This window comes from Gilvimarinus sp. 1_MG-2023 (assembly GCF_030548285.1).
The window spans coordinates 1-265 of the sequence record NZ_JAUOSC010001127.1 but is presented as its reverse complement, the minus strand read 5'-3'; the positions used below and the strand labels follow the sequence as shown (position 1 = coordinate 265).

General features: G+C 42.3%; 1 pseudogene. It reads right to left on the bottom strand.

Annotated features, from left to right (window positions below):
• Positions 1-265, bottom strand: a pseudogene (locus Q4563_RS20365) (hypothetical protein); the annotation flags it as partial.

The window sequence follows — 265 nt, the reverse complement described above, 5'->3', positions numbered from 1 at the left end:
ATCTACACTCAATGAGGAGTTGATGCGGGTTATATGTTGTTCTTCAAACTGCCTAACAATAGCAGTGATAAAGTCGGTAGTTCCAGAACCAGTTCTAGGTAGTACAAGATCGGGCATGTCAAATTCTTGTCCATTGTACTTGATGCCATGACCGGTACCCTTACCAACAACAATATCAAAATTATCCGGGTGATAAATGGTTGCAGGGATTCCCAAGTCACGAAGACTTTCTACGAGACGACGATTTTCATATTCGCTCTCGTTC